6 protein-coding genes are annotated in these 4848 nt (G+C 67.6%); 1 reads left to right on the top strand and 5 read right to left on the bottom strand.

The window, feature by feature from the left end:
* Positions 1-743 precede the first annotated feature (743 nt).
* Positions 744-965 (bottom strand): hypothetical protein, encoded by a 222-nt coding sequence (locus ACQKIP_RS39805; protein ID WP_365860194.1) that lies wholly within the window; start codon positions 963-965, stop codon positions 744-746.
* Positions 966-1059: 94 nt separating this feature from the next.
* Here ACQKIP_RS39805 and ACQKIP_RS39800 point away from each other — a divergent pair, with 94 nt between their 5' ends.
* Positions 1060-1620 (top strand): TetR/AcrR family transcriptional regulator, encoded by a 561-nt coding sequence (locus tag ACQKIP_RS39800; RefSeq protein WP_365860195.1) that lies wholly within the window; start codon positions 1060-1062, stop codon positions 1618-1620.
* 181 nt (positions 1621-1801) lie between these two features.
* Here ACQKIP_RS39800 and ACQKIP_RS39795 read toward each other — a convergent pair whose 3' ends face one another.
* The 4 genes from ACQKIP_RS39795 to ACQKIP_RS39780 all read right to left on the bottom strand — a co-directional run bounded on the left by ACQKIP_RS39795 (position 1802) and on the right by ACQKIP_RS39780 (position 4778).
* On the bottom strand, positions 1802-2509 hold the full coding sequence (locus ACQKIP_RS39795; protein WP_365860196.1) for a hypothetical protein: 708 nt from the start codon (positions 2507-2509) through the stop codon (positions 1802-1804).
* Positions 2510-2536: 27 nt separating this feature from the next.
* Positions 2537-3136, bottom strand: a complete 600-nt coding sequence (locus ACQKIP_RS39790) for a hypothetical protein (protein ID WP_365860197.1) — start codon at positions 3134-3136, stop codon at positions 2537-2539.
* Positions 3137-3219: 83 nt separating this feature from the next.
* The gene (locus tag ACQKIP_RS39785; RefSeq protein WP_365860198.1) at positions 3220-4455 is read right to left on the bottom strand and encodes a putative T7SS-secreted protein; all 1236 of its coding nucleotides are present in this window, start codon (positions 4453-4455) and stop codon (positions 3220-3222) included.
* The gene (locus ACQKIP_RS39780; protein WP_365860199.1) at positions 4452-4778 is read right to left on the bottom strand and encodes a hypothetical protein; all 327 of its coding nucleotides are present in this window, start codon (positions 4776-4778) and stop codon (positions 4452-4454) included. The genes ACQKIP_RS39785 and ACQKIP_RS39780 overlap by 4 nt, the downstream gene beginning before the upstream one ends.
* Positions 4779-4848: the final 70 nt, after the last annotated feature.

Here is a 4848-nt window from a genome sequence, read left to right as displayed (position 1 = left end):
GGCGGCGCGCGCGCCGGCCCCCCGGTCGGCGGCCTGCCGGGGCGCCGGGCGGCGAGCCGGGGCCCGCCGGCGGCGGGCGGGCGTGGTGGGTGGTGCGGTGGGGGTGGGGGGCTGGTTATGGTCCGGGGTCGCTCCGGTTGGGGTGGCGCTTCCGGGCGTCGGCTCCGGAGTTGCGCCTGGCGCGGTGGGCTGGCTCTCCCCGGCAGTCGGCTCCGTAGGCGTAGGGCCCGCCGGAGCCGCATTCGGCGTGGCGTCCGACGCGGGGTGCTGGCTCTGGTCCGGGGTCGGCTCGGTCGGCGTCGCGCTGCCGGGCGTCGGACGCTGCACGTCACTCGGCCCCGAATCAGAGGCCGAGCCCGAGGCCGAGTCAGAGGCTGAGCCCGAGTCAGACGCTTCGCCGCCGCCTACGCCCTCCCCGCCCGGAATCGCATCACTGGGCTCAGGCCGCCCGGGCACTGCATCGCTGGGCCCCCGGCCAGGCACTGCGTCGCTGGGCTCCGGGGCAGGCGCAGGGTCGCCGGGCCCTCGCCCGGGCACCGAGTCACTGGGCCCCCGGCCAGGCACCGCATCGTCAGGCCCCCGGCCCGGCACCGCGTGGTCGTCCCCAGGTTGCATGTTCGGCTCCCCCCAGCCGTCACAACGCAGCGCCTTGATTTGCGCTCAATTCCCCTACGATCGGGGAAAGTTGGACACCAGTCAACAGTCTTCGCAGCACACGCAGTGCACGCAGCCCCGAACAGCCCTCAGTCCCGCCGCCCGAGCGCCTTCGCCCGGGTGTGCGACCAGCCGGTCAGGAGCAGACCGGCGGTGACCGCCACGACGTAGGCGATCAGGAGAAGCCCGAAGCCGCCGGGGATCCAGCCGAGGAGCCCGGTGTAGTCGTGGTCGATGAGCAGCCGGATGAGACCTTGAGCCGAGAAGCACAGGAGGACGGCGCCGAGGATCTGCAGGAAGTCGTATTTCACGATACGAATGTATCAACGGGATCGCGAGAATTACCGTATCCACAGTCAATAACCCTGCATTACGTCACACATTCCACGCCCTATAGTGAAAGACGTGCGTGACGAAAATAGAACCCGCTGCACGGTCTGCCGTGCCGGAATGCCCCCCGCGGGCAAGCGCCGCGGCCGCCCCGCGCTCTACTGCTCCCGCAGCTGTCAGGCGAGGGCCTACCGGCAGCGGAAGCGGCCGCCGGTCCCCGCGCCCGAACGCCTCGCCCCCACGTCCGACGCCAGGTCGCGCAGACGCCGCCAGATCGCGGAGGCGGTGTGGCGCATCGCCGCCGAGCGGGGCCTGGACGCGGCGAGCATGCGGGAGATCGCGGCGGAGGCGGAGGTGTCGCTGAGGGTGGTCCAGTACCACTTCGGCAGCAAGCACGAGCTCCTCGTGGCCGCCCTGCACCTGCTGCACCGCGAGAACGAACGCCTGGCGAGGACCCGCGTCCACTACGACCCCGCGAACCTCCGCGGCGTACTCAGCGCGATGCTGGACGAGTTCCTGCCCCTGGACGCCCAACGGGCCATGGCTCTGCGCGTGTTCTCCGCGTACTACGCCCGCAGCCTCACCGACCCGGCGATCGCGGCGGTCTTCCTGAGCGACGAGCACCCCCTGGAGTAACTCGTCGCCGGTTTCATCGCCACGGCCCAGGCGAGTGGGCAGACGGCCCCGGGCCTGAACGCCCGACGCGAGGCGGACCTCTTGGTGGCAGCGGCGGTCGGGCTAGGCGGAGACGTACTCCACGAGCGCCGCACCGTGAACGACGTACGCGACACCCTCGACTACCACCTGGACAAAATCTTCACCCCTGCCCGGCTGCAGCGCGCTTGATCGCTTCGGCTTCCAGCAGTGGGTTCACGAAGCTGACGTTCTCGGCGATGTGGTGCAGGAGACTGCGGTACTCCGCACGCCGGCCCACCGCGGTGGTGCCCAGCGTGAGATTCACCAGGCGTTTGCCGTCCGGGTGCGGGAGGTGGGCGAAGATCTGGAGGAGCGGGGTCTGGGGGAGGCCGGATTCGGCGTTCGGGGTGCGGACGAGTTCGCTGAATGATGCGGGTCCGCAGGGGAGTTCGAGGTACTCGATGTTGGTGTGGCCCTCGGCGCCTGCGACTGCGCGCGCGGCGGTGACGGCGGGCGAGGCGGTGGCGGTGTCCTTCCAGGACAGGGTGAAGAGGGAGAGCAGGTGGCCGCCGTTGCTCTCACCGCCTTCGCCGGAGACGTCGTCGCGATGCAGGCCGATGAAGCAATGAGTGATGCCGACCTCGACCAGGGCTGCCGACAATTGCTGGCTTACTGCAATCTGGGTCAGAAACTTCTGGCGGGCGGCGTCGTCCGGATAGAGGTTCAGCAGCGGGTCGATTGCTGTACGCAACTCGTTGGCCCCGGCGGAGTCAGGCGGGTTGAGCAGTGCATCGATGGGGATCGAGGTAAATCCCGCTGGTACGGCGAACCAGATATCGCCACCGGGTTCGTTGACGGATTCATCGAGAATGAATGCAGGAGTGCTCAACTGGGTGGCTCCATCCGGCGGATTCGGTCAGCGGTTCGGGGTGACTCCGACGCGCCTACCACGTTCGAGGTCCTCGGGCGTGATGCCCCATTCAGCGATGCGGTTGCCGTCGCCTTTTCCTAGACCCTGATCGACGATCTGGAATCGACGGGGCGCCTGCCCGCTCGGATCCGGCGCGGCGATGAGGCCGACCATGCGTGGATCGCCGGCGAACCAGACGGTCTCGATCTGCGCCTTCAGCCGGGGCTTGGCGCGGGGTGCCAGCCGCCGGGACCACCAGTTGAGGCGGTAGTGCTTGGTGAAGACCACCGGGAGGTGCTGCTGCGGATCGGCGGGATTGGGAAGCTCGAACCATCCGTGCTGGGGCCCCACGACCTCCGGGTAGTCCGCCAGGCCACGAGGAGTATCGCGTAGCACCTGCCACGGGAAGGTACGCAGGATGCGGCGCATGCGCAGAGCCGTAGGGATGTAGCTCACCTGGATGAGCGCGCGATACGGGCTGTAGACCCAGTACGGCAGGAAGATCCACACGACCCAGTCGGGCGTCTTGGTCGTGATCGCGAGCAATGCGATCCACCCGCCGATCCAACCGATAAGGCCGGCCACGTTCAAGAACATGTGCAGCATCCAGGCACGACGCGTAGGTGGGTGGGCCCACGCGGTGGGGAATCCAGCAAGGTTCACTTGGACACTCTCTCTGCAGGAAAAGGTCAGAACGCGGCGCGCAGGAGCCCCGGGAGTGCGGGCACGTCGACACCGAGCCGTGTGCCGTCGATGCCGGTGCCCATCTGCCCCTTGATGTCGTCGTCGGATGCCAGGCCGTAACCGGCCGTCACCATTCCGATGGCAGCTGAACCCTTGCCGACTGAGTCGATCACCACGGACGGGTTGCTTGCCCCACGAAATACGCGGTCAAGCAGGGGATTTGCCACGCCGCTCATCTCTCGTGCACCTTCCGATGTGTTGCTGCCGATGAGCGACATCTTCTGCCCGAGGCTGAGTGCCGTCTCGCCTGTTCTGATCGATCGCGCGGCTCCGATTCCACCCTTTACTGCGGCTCCGAGTCCGGGAACAGCACCTAGGGTGTCAGCGCCCACCGAAACCAGGTTGCTGAAGAAGTCGGCATCGAATTCTCCCTTGGTCAAACCGTCCATGAGTGACTCCCGCACCGCGGGGTCAGAAAGCCGAGTACCGAGCGCCGCCACGCTGAAAACAGCCGCCCCCACCAGAAGAAGCGGCAGAGCGATGGGCCCGGTGAAGATCAGCGCCGCCAATGCAAGAGCACCCGCGACGGCGCTGAGGATGTCCGGAAGGTTTTCGTTGATCCATTCCCAGGAATCCTCCAGCCAGTTGGGCTCGTGCGGGGCCAGTTTGTCCGTTGCCTGGCGGATCTTCTCCGCGCGGTGATTGGACCGCTCGGTGTGCTCCTGCTCCAGGCTCCGCGCCCTGCCCAGGATCCGGTCGAGCTCGGCCCGGGCGTCCTCGACCTTGCCGTTGGCGAGCTTCAGGGACTTCTTCGCGTCGTCCTGCTTGCTGCCCTTCTTGTCCAGGTCGGGATCGTCACCGGCGGTGTCGGCGTGCCCCTGCGCGGTCTTCAGCGCCTCCCGCGCCTCCTTGGCCTTGCCGTCCAGCGCTTTGGCCCGCCGCTGGTAGTCCTCCAGATCGCCTTCCCAGCGCTCCAACTGCTTGGCGGCCTTTTCGATGGAGCGTGCGGCGTTCTTCAGGTTGAGGGTCAGCGGCCCGCTGCCGATGGTCTCGCGAAAGGCGACTGCGGCGTCGCCCTCCCAGTAGCTGCCGTCCATCAGCTTGGTGACGACCTTGCGGGTGTCGCGCAGGACGGTGACGCAGCCGCTCAGCTTCTTCTGGAGCTCTTTTACGGTGTCGCAGTTCCCGGGGGCCGGGTTGAAGCCAAGATCCGGATAGGTGGAGGTGTCCGTTTCCGTCACTTCGGCACCTCTACCACGTCATTGTTCGTTTTCCCGGGCTTGTGCAACGCCTTCACGAGCGCGTCCTCGACCTCCAGGAAAGCGTCCTTGCTCTGCCCGATGATCTTGCTCAGGTCCTCCGCCTGCTCGCCGATCTGCTCCGCGCCGTACTTCCAGTCCTCCTGGAACTCTTCGCAGGCCTTGTCGAGCTCGCCCGTGCCGAGGCCGCCGACAGTCGCGCCGGACAGGGCGTTCCGCAGCCCCTTCAAGGACGTGACGGATCCATCGAGCAGCTTCATGAATCCGTCGAGCTCGACTGCGTCGAGCCTCAGCCTCTCGGCCATTCCTGCCCCCTGGCGGTTGTCGTAAGTCAGCCGACGCTAGCCGCGCTCGTGGCCCTGCTAGGGCCAGTGG

It is taken from the genome of Streptomyces sp. NPDC059900 (genome assembly GCF_050270335.1).
Lineage (GTDB): Bacteria > Actinomycetota > Actinomycetes > Streptomycetales > Streptomycetaceae > Streptomyces.
The sequence above is the reverse complement of the archived record's forward strand: the minus strand, read 5'-3'. Positions and strand labels throughout refer to the sequence as shown.